Annotated in this window: 15 protein-coding genes and 1 pseudogene; 6 read left to right on the top strand and 10 right to left on the bottom strand. The window is 62.7% G+C overall.

The window, feature by feature from the left end; all coding sequences use genetic code 11:
* Positions 1-131: 131 nt before the first annotated feature.
* Together GV819_RS19870 and GV819_RS19865 are read right to left on the bottom strand one after the other, a co-directional pair.
* Complete coding sequence (locus GV819_RS19870; RefSeq protein ID WP_161757752.1) at positions 132-1,169, bottom strand: ABC transporter substrate-binding protein; 1,038 nt, start codon at positions 1,167-1,169, stop codon at positions 132-134.
* Between the two features lie 337 nt (positions 1,170-1,506).
* Positions 1,507-2,133, bottom strand: a complete 627-nt coding sequence (locus GV819_RS19865) for a TetR/AcrR family transcriptional regulator (RefSeq protein ID WP_218579768.1) — start codon at positions 2,131-2,133, stop codon at positions 1,507-1,509.
* A 162-nt stretch (positions 2,134-2,295) separates the two neighbouring features.
* Between GV819_RS19865 and GV819_RS19860 the strand changes: the two genes are divergently transcribed.
* Positions 2,296-4,257, top strand: coding sequence for an amidohydrolase (locus GV819_RS19860; RefSeq protein ID WP_161757751.1), 1,962 nt, complete (start codon positions 2,296-2,298; stop codon positions 4,255-4,257).
* A 227-nt stretch (positions 4,258-4,484) separates the two neighbouring features.
* On the opposite strand, the pseudogene GV819_RS33030 reads toward GV819_RS19860, so the two are convergent.
* From GV819_RS33030 to GV819_RS19835, 5 genes and pseudogenes are all read right to left on the bottom strand, one after another.
* Positions 4,485-4,728, bottom strand: a pseudogene (locus GV819_RS33030) (ubiquinone-dependent pyruvate dehydrogenase); the annotation flags it as partial.
* Between the two features lie 141 nt (positions 4,729-4,869).
* Positions 4,870-5,970, bottom strand: a complete 1,101-nt coding sequence (locus GV819_RS19850; RefSeq protein ID WP_161757894.1) for an NAD(P)/FAD-dependent oxidoreductase — start codon at positions 5,968-5,970, stop codon at positions 4,870-4,872.
* Positions 5,963-6,538 (bottom strand): GrpB family protein, encoded by a 576-nt coding sequence (locus GV819_RS19845; protein WP_218579767.1) that lies wholly within the window; start codon positions 6,536-6,538, stop codon positions 5,963-5,965. The genes GV819_RS19850 and GV819_RS19845 overlap by 8 nt, the downstream gene beginning before the upstream one ends.
* Positions 6,539-6,720: 182 nt before the next feature.
* On the bottom strand, positions 6,721-8,262 hold the full coding sequence (locus tag GV819_RS19840; RefSeq protein WP_161757750.1) for an MFS transporter: 1,542 nt from the start codon (positions 8,260-8,262) through the stop codon (positions 6,721-6,723).
* Entirely contained in the window at positions 8,259-8,756 is a 498-nt protein-coding gene (locus GV819_RS19835) for a GlcG/HbpS family heme-binding protein (protein ID WP_161757749.1), read from the bottom strand. The genes GV819_RS19840 and GV819_RS19835 overlap by 4 nt, the downstream gene beginning before the upstream one ends.
* A 104-nt stretch (positions 8,757-8,860) precedes the next feature.
* Between GV819_RS19835 and GV819_RS19830 the strand changes: the two genes are divergently transcribed.
* From GV819_RS19830 to GV819_RS19820, 3 genes are all read left to right on the top strand, one after another.
* Positions 8,861-9,742: a LysR family transcriptional regulator gene (locus GV819_RS19830; RefSeq protein WP_178125074.1), complete on the top strand. Its 882-nt coding sequence runs from the start codon at positions 8,861-8,863 to the stop codon at positions 9,740-9,742.
* Positions 9,743-9,818: 76 nt separating this feature from the next.
* Positions 9,819-10,196, top strand: a complete 378-nt coding sequence (locus tag GV819_RS19825; RefSeq protein ID WP_161757747.1) for a VOC family protein — start codon at positions 9,819-9,821, stop codon at positions 10,194-10,196.
* Positions 10,197-10,621: 425 nt separating this feature from the next.
* Entirely contained in the window at positions 10,622-12,184 is a 1,563-nt protein-coding gene (locus GV819_RS19820) for a TerC family protein (RefSeq protein WP_161757746.1), read from the top strand.
* A gap of 110 nt (positions 12,185-12,294) precedes the next feature.
* On the opposite strand, the gene wecB is transcribed toward GV819_RS19820, so the two are convergent.
* The 3 genes from wecB to GV819_RS19805 all read right to left on the bottom strand — a co-directional run bounded on the left by wecB (position 12,295) and on the right by GV819_RS19805 (position 15,644).
* A complete protein-coding gene (gene wecB / locus GV819_RS19815; protein WP_161757745.1) occupies positions 12,295-13,503 on the bottom strand; it encodes a non-hydrolyzing UDP-N-acetylglucosamine 2-epimerase in 1,209 nt (402 codons plus the stop codon).
* 526 nt (positions 13,504-14,029) lie between these two features.
* Entirely contained in the window at positions 14,030-14,581 is a 552-nt protein-coding gene (locus tag GV819_RS19810; RefSeq protein WP_161757744.1) for an AAA family ATPase, read from the bottom strand.
* A gap of 142 nt (positions 14,582-14,723) precedes the next feature.
* The gene (locus tag GV819_RS19805) at positions 14,724-15,644 is read right to left on the bottom strand and encodes a LysR substrate-binding domain-containing protein (protein WP_161757743.1); all 921 of its coding nucleotides are present in this window, start codon (positions 15,642-15,644) and stop codon (positions 14,724-14,726) included.
* A gap of 136 nt (positions 15,645-15,780) precedes the next feature.
* On the opposite strand from GV819_RS19805, the gene GV819_RS19800 reads away from it, so the two are divergent.
* Positions 15,781-17,082 (top strand): NAD(P)/FAD-dependent oxidoreductase, encoded by a 1,302-nt coding sequence (locus GV819_RS19800; protein WP_161757742.1) that lies wholly within the window; start codon positions 15,781-15,783, stop codon positions 17,080-17,082.
* Positions 17,083-17,134: 52 nt separating this feature from the next.
* Positions 17,135-18,223 (top strand): polyamine ABC transporter substrate-binding protein, encoded by a 1,089-nt coding sequence (locus tag GV819_RS19795; RefSeq protein WP_161757741.1) that lies wholly within the window; start codon positions 17,135-17,137, stop codon positions 18,221-18,223.
* The last annotated feature ends 64 nt before the right edge of the window (positions 18,224-18,287 follow it).

Raw genomic sequence — 18,287 nt, 5'->3', positions numbered from 1 at the left:
GGCAAGTGCCAACCAAACCCACGACTGGCAAGTGATCTCACCAAGACCGGCGCGGGTGGGTTTGGCTCTTTCAATCGATGCTCGGTGGCTCGACAGCAGCCCGGCGCCAGCTCGACGCCGGGCTGGCTAGCCTAGCGTGCCGCCCAGGCGTTGAAGCGCTGCTCCAGTTGCTCGCCATGGTCGGCCCAGAACAAGGCATCCACCGCGACTTGTTGCGCGAGGTTCTGCGGTGCAGTGGGCAGCTCGGCGATGCGTGCCGGGTCGAGCAGGTCCATGGCCCCGAGGTTGGCAGCGCCGTAGTCGATGTGCTCGGAGAAAAGTTTCTGCTGTCCCGGTAAGACGGAGAAGCGGATGAAGTTGTGGGCCTGGTCCTGTTGCGAGGCGCCGCGCGGGATGGCCCAGGAGTCGAACTCGTAGAGACCACCGGACCAGACGATGCCCAGGCCGTATTTCTTGCGTTGCTCAGCCGAGAGACGGCCGTTGTACACCGAGGTCATCACCACGTCCCCGGCTGCCAGGTATTGAGGCGGTTGGGCGCCGGCCTCCCACCACTGAACATGGGGCTTGATCTCATCCAGCTTGGCGAAGGCGCGGTCCTGGCCCGCCTTGGTGGCGAGTACCGAGTACAAATCGCGGGGCTCGACACCGTCGGCGATCAGAGCGAACTCCAGGGTCGACTTGGCCAGTTTGCGCAGGCCACGCTTGCCGGGGAATCTTTCCACGTCCCAGAAATCCTTCCAGCTGGTGGGCGCTTGTTGCAGCTTGTTGGCGTTGTAGGCCAGCACGGTGGAGTAGACGAGAAAACCAATGCCGCAGGGCTGTATCGCACCGGGCACGAACTCCTTGCTGTTGAGTCCGAGTTGAACGGGGTCGAGTGTTTCGAACATCCCCTCATCGCACCCTCTGGCCAGTTCGGCGGACTCGACCTCGACCACATCCCAGGAAACGCTGCCGGTATCGACCATCGCCTTGACCTTGGCCATTTCGCCGTTGTACTCGCCAGCAATGATTTTGCCACCGCTGCTCAGTTGCCATGGCTGGTAGAACGCCTTCACTTGAGCGTCCTTGTTGGCGCCGCCGAAGGACACAATGGTGAGGTCGGCTGCAAGCCCGAGGGTGGTGGTCATCAAGCCTGTGGCCAAGGCGGCACACTTCAGAGTTCTGATCATTATTATTGTCTCCGATGCTACAAGGATGTCTTCGAAACATTCCGGTACGCCGGGACCGCCCTGTCTGCGTTGGTCAGGACAATCGGCGACTGTCGCGAAGCTGCACAACCCGAGCTCGGGTCAAAACAGAAGCCAGGACCCTTGCTCGGGCTGCAAACATGGCACGGGGGAAATGATTGGAACACCGGGCAGTCATGATCCTTAGATTGCCCAGGACTAAACTATGCAGGCGGGCGATGCCCTTGCGGCAGCGGTAGAACGTTCAACCGTGGTTGTTTGCCATCGTTCAATGCCGCCGGCTCCCGGTTAAAAACGCAGGCTCGATCCTGGTGGTCGTTTAAACCGAAAGCTCACGTTCAAACTCAGCGCAGTCCTGGGTCTTGACTGCCGACAACAGCAGTCGATGTTGCCACTTCTTGTGTGTACGCCACATCAGGCCGCGGGCTTCGCCTTGTTCGATGCTGCCTTGCTTGACCACATCCCAGGTCCGATAGAGGTACCTGGCCAGTTCGGTCAACTCCTTCTCCGGCCAGCGGCAGCCATGGGTCCGCAGCAGCGCCACCATGTTGCCGAGCTGGATCGCCTCATGCTCCTGCTCCAGGCCGTGCAACGCCGGGATCACATCCATCGCCTGCCAGAGCGCGCCATAACCCGAAAACTGCTGCTCGAGTCCATCGATCATGTCGTCCAGCGCGTTCCAGGTTTCAATCAGGTCCAGCTGGCTCTCGTAAATCGCCTTTTCCCGACTGCGGATTTCCTCCAGCCACTGCTGGACCAGGCGATAGACAATCGCCTCCTTGTTGGGGAAAAACCGGTAGAGCGACTTGATGTCGATGCCGGATCGTTCGGCGATGGCATTGGTGTTCAGCAGGGTGATCCCGCTTTCCTTGAGCAGCGCCAGTGTCGCTTGTTCAACCTTGTGGATGATTGCCAATGTGCGTTGCTGGCGCGGCTCGCGGCGCATTCTCAAGTCTTGCGAAATCATCACGCGCTCAGCCTTATCGTTGATTGGCGGGCATTTCACATTGACTGGCCCGGCAGTGTCAAACCTCACCGATTGACGCCCTTGGGCAAGACTGGTAGAACGTGAAATTACAGTAATTACTGTAATAAATCCGGAGAATGTATGCGATTAAAACTAAAACAACATCTAGCGCTTTCCTCCTTCGCCTTGCTCGCCGGGATCACCGGCTGCAGCCAGACGCCAACGCCAAGCGTCGACAACAGCCACAACACGGTGTACCTCAACGGCCAGATCTATACCCAGGATGGCCTGCGCCGGAAGGTCGAGGCCATCGCCGTCGCTAATGACACGTTCGTCTACACCGGTAACCGGGAAGGCGCGGAAAGCTTCATCAAGCAGGGTTTTCGGGTGGTCGACCTGGGCGGCAAGATGGTCTTGCCGGGCTTGCACGACAACCATATCCACGTGCTGGGCACGGTCGCCCTGGATGTCTGCGACCTTGAGGGCAAGAGTGTGAACCTCGATCAGTTGGCCAGCAAAGTGCAGGAGTGCTTGCCTCGCTATGCCAGCGAACCCGGTTCCTGGCTGAAGATCGAGCAGTGGGTTCCCTATGAAAACAACGAACCGACCGACCGCTACAAGACCATTCGCCAAGCGCTGGATGCGGTCGCTGACGGTCACCCGATCATCCTGTCCGGCGTAGACGGCCATGCCAGTGCCTACAACTCGAAAGCCTTGAGCATGGCCCAGGACGATAACGGCAAGACCGTGGGCTTCACTGCCAAAAGCCTGGGCAAGGGCGGTGTGTTCGCCGAGCTGGCGCCTTACGTCAGCCTCGACAGCGGGGTGGTCCGCGATGCCGCCAAGGAAAAAATCCCGGTCGGCAACTTCGACATGTTTGCCCAGGAAGTGGGCGATCCGCGTGGCGAAGCCATCTACGGCGCGATCCTGCCGAAAGTCGCACAAGTAATGGCGCAAAGCGGCATCACCAGCATTCAGGATGCCTGCACCAACGACTTCATCCGTGAGCAGTTGGTGAAGATGCAGCAGCGCAATTTGCTGAACATGCACGTCACGGCCGCCACCTGCTTCATCTCCGATGACTACAAGGGCAAAGTGGATATTGCCGGGCACCTGAAAAAGGCCCAGGAAGTCCGCGCCGCGTTCGCCAACAACCCGCTGATCAAGGCGGATGCGGTGAAAATCTTCGCCGACGGTGTGCTCGAAGGCGACCCCTTCAGCAAGCCACCGTTCTCTCCCAACGCCGGCATGCTGCACAACTATCAGACGCCCCACCTCAAGCCGAACGAAGACACCGGCGCCGTCACAGTCATCAAGGACAGTGACGACTCGAAGAAGAACGGCATCGTCAATTACAAGGTGCAGGACTTCAAGAACTACGCCAGCGCACTCGATGCCAATGGCTTCAGCATCCACATCCACAGCGTGGGCGACCGCGCCACGCGTGTCGCCATCGATGGCTTGGAAGCGGCTCGCCAGCGCAATGGCAACAGCCACATCCCGCACACCATTGCCCACTTGCAAGTGGTTCACCCGGACGATCAACGGCGCCTCGGCGAGCTTGGGGTGTACCTCACCTACACCTACGCCTGGATCAACCTGCAGCCCCAATATGACGTGCTGATCACCCCGTTCCTGGAGAAAAGCAAAAAGGGCCAGGCCATCGACGACGTGCTCTACAACCAAAACAGTTACACCTGGAGCGCCATCTACCCGGTGGAAAGCACCTACAAGGCAGGCGCAGTCCTGGTTGCCGGCAGTGACGCACCGGTCGACTCCCGTGACCCGCGTCCTTTCATGAATATTGCCGCCGGCATCACTCGTGCGATTCCCGGCAAGCCGGCCTACAACCCGCAGCAGTCGGCCACGCTGGAGCAGATGCTCGACGCCTACACCATCAACGGAGCCCGTGCGGTGCGCCAGGAAAAGCTGATCGGTTCGATCGAGCCGGGCAAGTCGGCGGACTTCATTGTCCTCGACCGCAACCTGTTCAACCTGGTTGAGCAGGGGAAACCCGAGCAAATAGCTGAAACCAAGGTACTGCAGACCGTGTTCCGTGGGAAAACGGTGTACAGCCAGCCGGCAACCCTCGCAGGAGAGTGAGTAAAGTCGGGTTCTTTGCCTGCATCGCGGCTCAGGCGCCGCTGATGGATGTGCTTCAACTCGGGTACATGACCATTGCATCGGGGTCATTGGTGCCCGGGGGAATAAACCCTTGCCTGTGAAATCAGCCCCCACACTTGAGCCAGTGTGGGGGCTGATGAGAGGGGGACCCCGCACCCTGCGAAGGCCCGGTTTTCGCAGGGCGCCTTGTTGCCTTGGCGGCTCAATCACCCACCCTTCACCCCGTTGGTCTTGGCCAGCTCGATCACCTCGTCACCCCGCCCGCTAATCACCGCCTTGAGCATGTACAGGCTGAAATCCCTTGGCCTGTTCCAGCTTGATCGCCGGCGGCATGGCCAGTTCCTGTTTGGCCGTGACCACGTCCACCAGCACTGGGCCGTCGTGGGCCAGTGCTGTGCGCAGAGCGCCTTCCAGTTCTTCGGAGTTCTCCACCCGCAGGCCGAGAATGCCCATGACGAGGAACCCCCGCGAAGCAAGGAGTTGAGGCCGATTTTCGAGGAGGGGATTTGCGCGGCGATGGCCAGCACTGGCGCATGGTTGCGGTGACGACAACACTGGCGTCGATGTTCCTGATCGCCGCTCGCGCGTTGGCTACAAGGGGCGGTGGTCGCTGTTGAACCGCGCCGGCCGGCACGGCGAGAGTTCGGCGCAGGGTTGGTCTTGCACAAGCTCCTGGCTGATCAAACGCCCGACCGTGGCGGCCAGGGTCACTCCGGCATGCATCACCGCCAGATACAGGCCTTGGTACTGGTCGCTCAAGCCAATGATCGGCAACTGGTCCTGGGGCATCGGGCGTTGGCCGACCTCCACGCTGCGCAAGACGATCCCCTCGGCACCCCGGAATGACTGGCGGAGGGTGGCCATGGCTTGTTGGGCGATGGCGTCCGGCCCTTGAGGGCCGCTGGCATCGATGTAGTCTTCCGCTACCAGCAGGCCACCGTCCGCCGTTGCGCGAATTTCCAGTTGGTTGTTGGAGATCAGGGTCTTGACCAGGCCCGGCGGGGCATCGAAGCGAATCAGGATCGATGGCGAAGCCGACACCGGCAGCTTGATTCCCAGCGGCTGCAGCAGGCTTGGCGTCCCGCAGCCGGCCGCCAGGACCATGCAGTCAGCTTGGTAAGATCCCAAGGCCGTCTCGACACCGACCAGCCGCTTGCCATCGACCTGCAACCCCAGCACAGGGTTCTGGGTGAGCACGCGGGCGCCGTGGGCACGGGCCCCTTCGAGCAAGGTCTGGGTGGTGGCAATCGGGTCCAGGCTGCCTTCGCCGGGAGCGTACCGGGCCCGTTCCGGCAGCACTTGCAGATGGGGTTCCAGCTGGCCGATCTGCTGCCGGTCGATCCAGTTGACGGACGGATCGGTTCCTCGGTCATTGGCGTGTTTCGAGTCCAGGACGGCGTCGGTGTAGCAGAGCGCCCCGGACCAGTTGATCTTCAGCCCCGGCAACTCCTGCTGCAGGCGCTGGTAGTCCACCAGTGCCTGGGAGCGCAATGCCCGAGCCGCGACGGGGAAATCGCCGAGTGGATTGATCCAGGCAAATGAATGGCCGGTGACCCCGGAGCCGGGCGTGGCTTGTTCCACCACGGTCACCTGTGCTCCCTGGCGGGCCAGGTGGTAGGCGATGGACGCGCCGACAATGCCAGCGCCCACCACGATCACGCTCAATTGTTTCACCTTCACCTCGTCATTCAGTCAGTCGGCGTATCGCGGGGTTCCGCAGTGCCTGGGCTTGGACTCGCTTGATCCAGGCATCCTTGCAGTCGCTGTAGGCATGCGAGTCGTGGGGGTGCAGGGCCTGGCAGCGGATTTTTTCCTGTTCATAGGCTCGGGCGAGGTCTGGATGTCGACGCAGATAATTGCGAAAAGCCAGATGTCGCTCGATCTCCGGTGAGCCCTGGGCATAGCAATGCAGTTGCACCAGACGGCGTCCGCTGACAGGGTCGTCCTTGCTGCAATAGCGTCGCCCGGGTAGGCCCCGTTCACCGTGCCAGATATACCCCAGAGCCTCCAGCAGCGCTTGTCGGGCATCCAGTTGCGTCAACGAAGTGACCTCCGGAATCAGGTCCAGTACGGGTTTGGCGACGATCCCCGGGAGCGCGGTGGAGCCGATGTGGTGCACCTTCAGCAGAGTCGCGCCCAGGGCTGCCTGCAACGTCTCGGCCACCTCACTGGCGTGCACCGCCCACTGCGGATCGTGGGGCAGCAACTCGACCTTGATCGGTGTCGGCAGTGGGTCGAGGGCAGGCTTTTTGCTGTCCATGGTCGGTGCGGCTCCTGTCGCGGGTGGAGGGCGAGGCCTTGCAGGGCGCACCTTAACCGGCCCTTTTTGTTCGCGCTATTGCGCGTCTGTTATGAAATTGCAAACCGGCCGCCGCGGCGCAAGCTGTTTGCCGCCGCGGCCGAGCCCTGGCTGATCTTGGCTCGGCACAGGCCTGGCGTGCACTACTCCAGCTTCAAGGCCAACCCCGCCGCCTGGGGCAGGGGATTGCGCATCAGCCGACCGACCACCAGCGCCCCCAGCAATGCGAGGATTCCGGCCACCGCCAGCACCAGGCCGAAGCCCCCGACAAAGGCCTGTTGGGCCAGGGGTTCGACCAGCAGGCGAGCAGCTTGCGGCAGGCCTGCCAGGGCGCCTTGCATGTCCCCGGCCACCACCCGTGAAGTAATCTCCGGCGCTTGTGCCAGCCAAGGTCCGGGCACACGGCTCAGGCTGCCCTGCAACAATTGCTGGGTATGGCTGGCCAGCAGCGCACCGAACACCCCGATGGCCAGCATGATGGCGCTGAAACGCATGGTGGTGCTCATGCCCGAGGCCATGCCGGTGCGCTCCCGGGGCACGCAGGCCATGATGTTTTTCTGCGTGTCGCCGTTGAGCAGGCCGGCGCCGGCGCCGGTCACGGCAATCGCCAGGGCGAAGTTCAGGTAGCCGCCGGCATGCACCGCCCAGGCACTGAGCAGGTTGCCGCAACCCACCAGGGTCAGCCCGGCAGCCATCAGCGTGGCCGGTGCATAACGGCTGGCCAGGCGCGCGCCGATCCGAGGGCAGATGAGCATGGTCAGGGCAAAGGGCAGCATGCCCAGGCCCGAGGCAATCGCCGAGAAGCCCAGGCCGTTCTGCAGGTAGAAGGGCAGCAGGGTCATCATCACTTGGGCGCAGCCGGCGTAGGCGAACATGCCCAGCAGAGCGCCAATGAAGCGCGGATGGCGGAACAGTTGCAGGTCGACCATGGGGCGGCGCTGCAGCCGTTCGATCAGCACGAACAGCCCCAGGAGCGCGACTCCCGCCAGCAGCCGGGTGGTGGTCGCCGGGTGACTCCAGCCGATGCGGTTGGCTTCGATCAGGCCCCAGATCAGGCACAGCAGGCTGGCACTGAAGGCCAGGCTGCCCCAGGGGTCCAGGCGCGCAGCCTGGGTATCGCGGGACTCCGGCACGTTGCGCAACACGCTCCACAGCAACAACAGGCCCACCGGCAGGTTGAAGTAGAAGATCCAGCGCCAGCCAAAGAACTCGGTGATCAGCCCGCCGACGGTGGGCGCGGCGGTCATCGCCATGCCCATGCAGGCACCCCAGAACGCCCAGGCCTTGGCCCGCTCCACCTCGTCATGAAAACAATGGCCGATGGATGCCAGCGCCGAGGTCAGCAGCAGCGCCGCGCCCACGCCCTTGAGTGCCCGGGCGGCGTCCAGCAACAGGGCATTGGGTGCCGCGCCGCAACCCAGGGACGCGAGGATGAACAGCACGAGCCCGCAGAGCAGGGTCTTCTTGCGCCCGAAGCGGTCGGCCAGGCTGCCCGCCGGCAGCAGCAGCGCGGCGAAGGCCAGCATGTAGGCACTGACGACCCACTCGATATCGGCGAAGTTGGCCCCCAGGTCGCGAGCGATGCTCGGCAAGGCCACGGCGACGATGTTGGTGTCCAGGACAATCAGCGAGCAGACCCCGGAGGCGGTCAACAGGGTCAGGCGCGGGTTGAGGGTCCGGCTCATGGCGTGGTCCGCCGACTGAGGATGGACAGCGCTGCCAGGGCGATTTCATCGTCGTGGGCCGGCGTGTCGGCGCTGACCCCGATAGCGCCGACCACCTGGCCGTCGACAACGATCGGCTGGGCACCTTTCATCATCAGCAGGCCGGCGCTGAGGGCGGCTGGACGACCGCCATTGACCGCATTTTCCAGGTCACCGGAGGGGCGCTTGAACAGCGCTGAAGTACGAGCCTTGCCCTGGGCCAACTCAATCCCGGCCACCACCGGAGCGCCGTCCATGCGGGCGCCGAGAATCGGCCAGCCGCCGTCGTCGACGATCACCACGGCGCAGGGCCAGCCTTTGGCGTGGGCGGTTTCCTGGGCGGCCTTGAGCAGGTTCTGAGCACTGTCCAGGGTGAGGATTGCCTTGTGGGCAATGTCAGGCCGGGTTTCCCCGGCTACGGCGGTCTGCAGGCCGAAGCAGGTGATTATTGCCAGAAACAGGGGTTTGACGCACATGGCTGAGGCTCTTTACTGTGAATGTCTGTTCAGCTTATCGCGGCCTATTGCGGTCTTTGTTAGCCGCTGGCGGCCAGTTCATTACCTTTGAGCTCATGAAATTTATGGAAATTCGGCACTTTCGCTACTTCCTGGCGGTGGCCCGGCAGCGCAATTTCACCCGTGCCGCCGAGCAGTTGGGCATCGCCCCGCCGACCTTGAGCCGGCAGATCCAGGACATGGAAAAGACCTTGGGAACCCGGCTGTTCATCCGTCAGCAGCGCGAGGTCAGCCTCACCGAGGCCGGTGCCGCATTGCTGCTGGAGGCCGAAGCCACGGTGCGTCAGTTCGAGTTCGCCCAGCGCAATGCGCAACGGGCCGGGCGCGGCGAGATTGGCCATATCGAACTGGGCTACGTGGCCTCGGCGGTGTACTCGGGGTTGCTGCAGAAGCAGGTACAGGGTTTCAGTCGCGACTGCCCGGACGTCAGCCTGAATGTGCGGGAATGCCCGATGGCAACCTTGCCGGCGCGGATTGCCGATGGCCGCCTCGACGTCGGCTACATCCGCTCGCCCATGACCCTGCCGGAAGGGGTCGAGGCCATTCGCCTGGATGCCGAGGGCTTTGTCCTGGCGTTGTCCGCCGAATCCTGGCTGTGCCGCCTGCCGCAGATCGCCTCCGAGCACCTGCTCGATGAAACCTTCATCCTCCCGGAGCAGATCAGCGGCACCTTGCAGGTGGCCGCCCAGGGCGCCTACGCGCCCAAGCTCGGCGCCCAGCCCGGTGGCCTGGTGGCGGTGCTGGCCCTGGTGTCACTGGGGCAGGGCGTGGCGGTGGTGCCGGAGTCGGTGGTGGGACATCTCAGCTTGCCCAATGTGTTGTACCGAACCATCGGTGGCAGTTCGGCGACGTCCTGGTTGTCGTTGATTCATCGGCGCTTCGAGCAGGCTCCGGCGGTGGTGCGCTACATCGAACAGGTCCGGCGCGAGTATCGGCGCCCGGCCTGAGTCAGCGTATTCAAGCATCACCCTCGGCGCGCATAATCCGCGGGTCGTTCCTCTGCCTTCAGGAGTTGTGTGCTTGATGATCGATCACCTTGACCACCTGGTACTGACCACCATCGACCCTGCAGCCGCCGAGGATTTCTACGTCCGCGTGTTGGGCATGCAACTGGAAACTTTTGCCGGCGGGCGCAAGGCTTTCAAGTACGGCCAGCAAAAAATCAACCTGCATGTGCGTGGCCGGGAATTCGAGCCCAAGGCGCACCTGCCGGTGCCGGGGGCACTGGATTTGTGCTTTATCGCCAGCGTGCCCCTGGAGCAGGTGATTGCCCATCTGCGGCGGGCCAACTGGCCGATCATCGAAGGTCCGGTGCCACGCACCGGGGCCACCGGCCCGATCCGCTCGGTGTACCTGCGAGACCCGGACCTCAACCTGATCGAGATTTCCGAGCAGTTGTAGTGCCTGCTCGCGGCGCTCCTGCGGGCGCTGAAGACTCTTTGTGTCGGGCACGATCCCGGCCTGTCGCAGCCCGCGGTAGCGGCTGCCGGAACGGGCTGGATAAACTTTTGTAATGATTTCCCGCTGGGGAATCAGGCTCGGGCCCCTGTAATCTCCAAGTCCGTTTTTTCTCTCAGGACTTGCATGAACACTCTTTCGGAGCCTCCCAGTTGGCGCTCTCCTTGTGCTTTCTTCCATGACTTCTCGCGCTATCCGGCCGCTCTGAGACGCAGACGCTCAGTCAGCCATTCCCCCGGTCGTTCCTTCCTGGCATTTGCCACGTCCTGTCCTTGTTGCCCGCCCGAACCCAAGGTTTCGCAGTCCCTGCACCTCGGCGCTTTGTCGCGCCTGGCCGTTTGAATTCCCGGAGTATTTGAGTCGTCGTTATGGAATGGATCGCAGACCCCACGGCCTGGCTTGGCCTTTTGACCCTGATTGTCCTGGAGCTGGTGCTGGGCATCGACAACCTGGTGTTTATCGCCATCCTCGCGGACAAGCTGCCGCCCGAGCAGCGTGACCGCGCGCGGCTGATCGGCCTGTCCCTGGCGCTGCTGATGCGCCTGGGCCTGCTGGCCAGCATCTCGTGGATGGTGACCCTGACCCAGCCGCTGTTCGAGGTGTTCGAACACAGCTTCTCGGGCCGTGACCTGATCATGCTGTTCGGTGGTGTGTTCCTGTTGTTCAAGGCCACCATGGAATTGCATGAGCGCCTGGAAGGTCATGTCAGTGTGCGAGCCGGCAGTGCCACTTACGCGCTGTTCTGGCCGATCGTCGCGCAGATCGTGGTGCTTGATGCGGTGTTCTCCCTGGATGCGGTGATCACCGCCGTGGGCATGGTCGAGCACTTGGCGGTGATGATGATCGCGGTGGTGGTGTCCATCGGCGTGATGATTGTCGCCAGCAAGCCGCTGACCCGCTTCGTCAACGAACACCCGACGGTGATCATGCTGTGCCTGGGCTTCTTGATGATGATCGGTTTCAGCCTGACCGCCGAAGGCCTGGGTTTCCACATTCCCAAGGGTTACCTGTATGCGGCCATCGGCTTCTCGATCCTCATCGAGCTGTTCAACCAGGTCGCCCGGGCCCGGCGCAAGAAGTCGATGCAGGGTCTGCGGCCCATGCGTGAGCGCACCGCGTATGCGGTGATGCGCCTGCTGGGTGGGCGCAAGCTGGCGGCGGAGGAGGTGGGTGAGGAAATCGCCGATCTGCTGGAAGGTGATGAGGCCAACAGCAACGAACTGTTCGACCGTCGCGAGCGGGTGATGATCAGCGGTGTATTGCAGCTGGCGGAGCGGCCGATCCGCAGGCTGATGACCGTGCGGGCGGAGGTTGACTGCATTGACCTTGCGGACAGCCCGGAGACGATTCGGACCAAGCTGATGCACTCGTCCTACTCACGCCTGCCGTTGATTCGCAATGGTGCGGTGGATGAGCCCCTGGGCTTCGTGCACAAGAAGGAACTGCTCAAGGAGTACCTGGCCGGCAACGAGCCGAACCTGGCGCATCTGGCGCGCAGAACCATCAACCTGCTGGACAGCTTTTCGATCCTCAATGCCCTGGAACAGATGCGCAAGGCTTCGACTCATATTGCCTTCGTGATCAACGAATTCGGCGACTTCATGGGCATTTTGACCATGACCGATATTCTCGAGTCGATTGCTGGTGAGCTGCCCGATGCCAGTGAGGTCGAAGGGCCGGATGTGGTGGAACAGGAGGATGGATTCCTGGTCAACGGTGGTTTGAACCTGCCTCAGGTGGCTCAGCGTACCGGCTTCAATGCCGCCCCCACCGAGGACTACCAGACCCTGGCCGGGCTGGTGATGAGTCTGTTGGATCGCTTGCCGGTGAAGGGCGATTGCCTGCAGTGGGACGGCTGGAACATTCAGGTCATGGCGGTGGAGGAGCGGCGGGTGACCCAGGTGCTGTTGTCCCGGCAGGCAGTTGCCTGACAGGTGAAAGAGGTGGTGCGGGTTTCTTCGCTGGCAAGCCGGCGCCTATTCCAAAAGGGTTGGCGTCACGATCCGTAGCCGCCGGCTGGCCGGTGAAGCGATGCCGAGGTTCAGGCTGTTTCCGTCGGCAAGGCTTCGTGGACGGGGTTGTGATCCTTGCCGTGACTCATGGCCTGGGCACTTGCGGCTCTAGCCTCCAGCCAGGTGCTCAGACGGCGGGCGATGCGTTCGCTGGCGTGACCGTCGCCGTAGGGCCTGTGCACGCGGCTCATGCGGGCATGGAAGTCGGCATCGTCCAGCAGTTGGCTGGCGTGATGCACGATACGTTCGCGATCGGTGCCCACCAGTAGCACGGTGCCGCCTTCCAGCGCTGACGGCCGTTCGGTAACGTCGCGCAGCACCAGCAGGGGCTTGCCAAGCGCAGGAGCTTCTTCCTGGATGCCGCCGGAGTCGCTGAGAATGAAGTGCGAGCGCCCCATCAGCCAGACAAAGTGCTGATAGTCCTGGGGCTCCACCAGGTAGATGTTGGGCGTATCCGAGAGCAGGCCGTAGATCGCATTCTGCACCTGGGGATTGAGGTGCACCGGGTACACGAACTGCACGTCCGGGTAGCGCAGGGCCAGGGTCGCCAGAGCCTCGCAGATGTCGCGGAAACCGTTGCCGAAGTTCTCCCGGCGGTGGCCGGTAACCAGCACCATGCGCCGGTTGTCGGCCAGCGCCGTCAGGGGGGAATCGGCGGCGGGGTGCCAATGGACTTTTTCCTGGTGAGTTCGCATCCACAGCAGTGCGTCGATCACCGTATTACCGGTGACTTCGATGTTTTCGTTCGGCACATTCTCCCGCAGCAGGTTGGCCTTGGCCTTGACGGTGGGGGCGAAGTGCAGGTCGGCGATGACTCCGGTCAGCCTTCGATTGGCCTCTTCGGGCCAGGGCGTCTTGAGGTTGCCGGTGCGCAAGCCGGCTTCTACGTGGCCGATGGGCAGTTGCCGATTGAACGCAGCGAGAGCGGCGATGGAGCTGCTAGTGGTGTCGCCGTGCACCAGTACGATGTCTGGTTGCAGTCGCTCGTAGGCGCTATCGAGGCGCAGCAGCAACTGTTGCGAGAGACCGTTTAGGGACTGGCCCTGGGTCATGACTTGCAGGTCCTCATCGACCTGCAGCTCGAAGGAGTCGAGCACCTGTTTGAGCATTTCACGGTGCTGGCCGGTGGAGCAGATGTGCAGTTCCAGGCCTGGCCACTGACGCAGAATCCGAGCCAGCGGTGCCATCTTGATAGCCTCAGGACGCGTACCGAAAACCATCATGATTTTGAAAGGCATATCCCCCTCCTTGGGTGTAATGCAACTGAACCTGATGCTGAATAAAGCAGCGAGAGTCACTCTTGTCCAACCCGGAGAAGCGCTTCTGATCTCGTTCAAGCATGTGGTGCGGGAAAAAGGGAGGAGGCGGGTACCTAGCCGCTGGCGAGGCTCCAGGAGGCGGCGGAAAGCTCCAGGGGAAATGCAAGGTCATGTTTGTGCGTCGGCGGCCTGGCTTCTCGGATAATAGTGAGAGGGGCGTCACAAAATTGACGAAATTGCCGTTTGTCGGGAGCGGAAAAATCCGTAGTGGCTCATTGTGTCAAAATGATGTCGCGGGCTGTTAAAATGCATGCCGTCGCTCGCCCCGAAGGGGCGGCTGATTGTCGACTGTCTGCTTCGTGGAGTATTTCTGTGGGTCGTGCTTTAGCGGTGTACGTGATGGGAATGGCCTTTGTGCTGGCGTGTTTTGCCTGGGCGATGACGGCTGCTTTCAGTTGAATGCCACTGGCCGCTCGAGTCTCTCCGGGGCTTGCTCAGCAGTGTCTCAGCGCGGCCTGTCCTTGGCCGTGATCAGCTGTATTTCCTCTAGCAGTTGCTCCACCGATCTACCGCCGTCGAGGTGCTTCCAGGGCTGAGTCAGTTGCCTCAGCCAGGCGCTGTGTCGCGGGCGGCTGCGCCCGGCGCGGGTTCCGCTGTCATAGGCCGCCGCCCATTCAAGGAAGGCCAGGTGCTGGGCGTGCATATCGCCCCCGGGAAGAATGCGCGCGCCAAAGCGTTGTTGTTCCCGAGCGCGGATGCGCTGCAGGCGCAGCGCCGTCGGGGTGTCGACAAACACTATCCAGTCAGCCTGGGCGATGATCTCTTGGCCCCAATCGTCCATGGATCCGGATATCACCCACGGCGCCTGACCCAGGGCATCCTTGAGCAACATCAGCCGCTGTTCCGGCGCCCGCGCCCGCTGGAAGGGTGGATCGCTGGGATACCAGTAATGGTCATCGACGTCGACATGGGGCAATTGCAGGTGACGGGCCAGGGCCATGCCCAGCGTGCTGACGCCGGCGCCCGAGGCGCCGGTCAGATAGAACCGTTGATTCAATGCAGTGTCCTCCTGGGCTGAACGCGCGCGGGCGATGATGCATGTCACTGCGGACAACACCTGGTTGCCTTTGCTGGCCAGCGACCTTGCCACAGTCCACTGCCTGGCCACAGCAAAATCCGCCTGGGGCCGCCGAGAATGCTCAGGCATTGCCCGTTGAAGGCAAGTCGCGCTCGGCAGCCTGGGCCTGGAACCAGTTCAACACCGTCTCGCAGGCCGGGTGCGCCGCACCGCTGTCGCGCAGCCACAGCGCATAGACGCCGCCGGTTTTCAGCGCCTCGCCGAAGGGGATCAGCAGGCTGCCACGGGCGATGGAGTCCTGGGCCAGGATCAGGTCGGTCATTGCCACTCCCAGCCCGCGGGCTGCGGCGTCCAGGGCCAGGTCATCGAGGTTGAACAGGATGTGCTTGTAGCTGTGGGGCGTCTGGTCGTTCTGGGCCAGCAGCCAGGCGGTCCATTCCTGGCGGCTGGTGGAGCCGTGAATCAAGGCATGTCCGGCCAGTTCTTCCAGGGAGCGCGGGGGTGCCTGCCCATCACTGAGTTGTGGTGCACACACCGGCACCAGGTACTCGTCGAACAGCAGCGTCAGTGGCCGCTCATCCAGCCCTTCTGGCAGGTACAGCACGTAGGCATCGCAATCGCCGCCGGGGTCCACGGTGGCGCCGCCCACGGTCTCGATCGACAGGCACAGTCCGGGGTTGGCGGCATAGAAGCCACTGAGCCTTGGCAGCAGCCAACGCACTGCCAGGGACACGAAGATGCGGATGCGAAAGGGCTGGTCCAGGGGCGCGGGAGCCAGGCGTTCCTGCAGTGCTCCCAGGGACCTGAGGATCTGCGTGGCCACGGTGCAGACGTCGCGCCCCTGATCGGTCAGCGACACCCGGCGACTGCTGCGTTCGAACAAACTGACCCCGTAATGTTCTTCCAGTTGCTGGATCTGCCGGCTCACCGCGCTCTGGGTCAGGTGCAGGCGCGCGGCGGACTCGGTGAAGCTGTGGGTCTGGGCCACATTGACCAGGGTTTGCAGGGCCTGCAGCGAAGGCAGTCGAAGTAGCTTATCCATGCGTTTTCCGAATAGTTCGATGAATTAATAACGTTCGAAATCCAGCGTTAGCCGCCATAGATTGTAGGCCTGTGGCGCCGGCCTGGATTCCCTGTTGAATGCTCCCGGCGCATGGATTGTGAAGGAGTAGAAGGCTTTGAACAACGTATGTGGCTGGATCGCCCTGGCGGGGGAAGCCCCTCAGCGGCCGACACTCAAAGGCACGCAGAACACCGACTGGCTGATCATCGGCGGTGGCATTACCGGCCTCTCGGCAGCCCGCGCCCTGGCGCGGATGTATCCTCAGCAGCGCATTGTCCTGCTGGACCGCCAGCGCGCGGCCCAGGGCGCTTCGGCGCGCAATTCGGGGTTTGTGGTCAGCCATGAACTGCCAGGCGCCGATGAGCTGATCGGCCGCTCTGGCTACCCGGCCTATCAGGTCGCCTCACGGGTGGGTTTCGCCGCCGGCGAGGAAGTGCGCGAGTGTATTGCCGAACTGGCCATCGAGTGCGAGTTCAATGATGCCGGCTACCACTTCGCCGTGCATCAGCCCCAGCACTTGCAAGACAGTGCCGCACGGGTCGCGACCTTGAACGCCGTGGGGGCCCAGGCCCAGTACCTGGAAGGCCCGGCCCTGCAGCAGCGCCTGGGCAGCTCATTCTATCAACGAGCGATTCACTGTGCCGGTGGCAACGCCTTGCTGCAGCCGGCCAAGTACGTCAAGGGCCTGCTGCAAGGCTTGCCCGAGCGGGTAGAGGTCTACGAGAACAGCCCGGTGGACGATCTGCGGTCGGTGCCTGGTGATGGCTGGCGGGCACGGACCCGGGAGGGCGAGATCAAGGCGACTCAGGTGCTGGCTTGTGTCGGTGCCTTCCTGCCCCGGGTCGGTGTCAAGCACAGCGGCACCTTCCCCCTGGAACTGAGCGCCAGCATCACCCGGCCATTGCATGAGGAACCCTGGCAGCGCCTGCTGGACGAGCAGGGCTGGGGCGTGCTTTCCACACTGCCGGGAGCTGCCACCGTGCGTCTGCTGCCGGGGCGCCGCCTGCTGATGCGCAATACCGTCGAATACCGCCAGCGCGACCTGGGGCCGGCAGATCTGGCCGTGCGTCGGCAAGAGCATGTGCGGGGCCTGCAAAAGCGTTTCCCCGGGATCACCGATGCCGATCTGCAATACACCTGGACCGGGCACCTGAGCGGCACTCGCTCCGGCGAGCCCTATTTCAGTCGGGTTGCCGAGGGCCTGCACACGGTGGCTGGCTGCAATGGTTCCGGGGTTGCCCGGGGCACTCTGTGGGGCCGGCTGTTGGCGGAAATGGCCAGTGGTGGCGACTCGCCGCTGCTGCGCGACGTGCTGTCCCAGGCCCGTCCCGGCTACCTGCCGCCACGACCGTTTTTCGACATTGGAGCAAGCTTGCGCATGGGCTGGGAAGTGCAGCGCGCGCGACACGAGCGTTAACCGTCGCGGCGAACAAATCGCCGCAATAATAAGAGCACAGAGGGCGGCAATTATGATCAATCGCACCACTACGGCACTGTTATCCCTGGCCTTGTGCGCCGCAAGCGTACAGGCTGCTGAAACCGTGAGCATCGCCAACTGGAGCGGCTACATTGCTCCTGACACCCTGACCGAGTTCACCAAGCGCACCGGCATTCAGACCACCTACGATGTGATCGACAGCAACGAGACCACTGAGGCCAAGTTGATGACCGGCGGCAGTGGCTATGACCTGGTCAGCCCGTCCAACCACTTCCTGCCACGCTTGATCCAGGCCGGGGCGATCCAGCCCCTGGACAAGAGCAAGCTGCCCAACTGGAACAACCTCGATCCCAAACTGATGAAACTCCTGGAAACCAGCGATCCGGGCAACCAGTACGGCATTCCCTATATGTGGGTGACCGTGGGCATCGGCTACAACGTCGACAAGATCAAGGCGATCTTCGGTAACACCGACGTCACTCAGTCCTGGCAGATGCTGTTCAAGCCGGAGAATATCCAGAAGCTCAAGCAGTGCGGCGTGGCCTTCCTCGACAACCCGACGCAGATGGTGCCCATCACCCTCAACGCCCTGGGTCTGGACCCGCACAGCGAGCAGCCGGCGGATCTGAAGAAGGCTGAAGAAGCGCTGCGAGCGATCCGTCCTTCGATCCTCTACTTTCACCAGGCCAAGTACGTCAGTGACCTGGCCAACGGCAACATCTGCGTGGCTGTGGGTTTCAGCGGCGACGTGCTGCAGGCCATGGCCACCGCGCATCAGGCCAACAACGGCGTGAACATCGGCTACAGCATTCCCAAGGAAGGCTCCACCGTGGCCATGGACATGGTGGTGATTCCCAAGAATGCCCCGCACCTGGAAAACGCCTACGCCTACATGAACTACCTGCTGGACCCGAAGGTGATCGCCAACATCAGCAACTTCGTGCAGTACGCCAACGGCAACTCGGCATCCTTGCCTTACATCGAGCCACAATTGCGTAACAACTCGGCAGCCTACCCACCGCAATCGGTGCTCGATACCCTGTTCCCGATCAAGACCATGACTTCGGCCGGGATGCGCCTGAGCACTCGCTTGTGGACCCGGATCACCAGCGGTACGTGAGGACGCAACGCATGCTTGCGAACCAGGGCCTGCGAGGCCACGCGCTGGTGGTGGGGGCCGGGGT

The sequence above is a fragment of the Pseudomonas sp. Fl5BN2 genome (genome assembly GCF_009908205.1).
Classification (GTDB): Bacteria; Pseudomonadota; Gammaproteobacteria; order Pseudomonadales; family Pseudomonadaceae; genus Aquipseudomonas.
Note: the sequence above shows the minus strand (reverse complement) of the source record. Positions and strands in the feature narration are given on the sequence as shown.